At 43.4% G+C, this 549-nt stretch carries 1 protein-coding gene and 1 pseudogene; both read right to left on the bottom strand.

All coding sequences use genetic code 11. The features are described 5' to 3' along the window. The coding region (locus R7Z50_RS30180) for an MltR family transcriptional regulator (RefSeq protein ID WP_257975452.1) at positions 1–313 on the bottom strand (313 nt) is incomplete at its 3' end. Positions 314–372: 59 nt separating this feature from the next. Then, positions 373–549: pseudogene (locus R7Z50_RS30175) on the bottom strand (L-sorbose 1-phosphate reductase); the annotation flags it as partial.

Here is a 549-nt window from a genome sequence, read left to right as displayed (position 1 = left end):
TAAACGCGATCTTTTCAGGCTGAGTAACCACATACTCCAATACCTGATCGTACAAGCCAATGTCTGCATAAGTTTGTAATGAGATTTTTCCCATCGCAAACATCAACTTGGAGACAACATCGGTCGTGACCAATGGCCCATCTTCTCTCAATAAAGGATCCACAGCATACTCCTTCACTAAGTCGTCTTGGACGAACACACTCGGAAGTAATGCTTTTAACTTGAGGTTAATTATTTTGTTAGAAACCTGAAGAAACGCAGTGGCATTTTCACACTCATCCAATTTCTCCAGTAATTCATCTTCACGTGACAACGTCTTATGACCTCTCCATTATGTGGCAGCGCAAAGGCTACCACACATGTTCGTTGCAACTAAACCGTTAAGCTCACGTCATAAAACTCAAGTAACGCTTTTTCTGCATGCGCGTTCCACACATAGTTGTTCGCGCACAAAATCGCATCGAGTTCCGCAAAGAACGGGTCTTGGTCTGCCAGCGATAAAAAGTCATCAATCGCCGTCAATGGCAGGTCAATATGTGGGTAAATCAA

The organism is Vibrio sp. 1249-1, from assembly GCF_033340495.1.
Note: the sequence above shows the minus strand (reverse complement) of the source record. Positions and strands in the feature narration are given on the sequence as shown.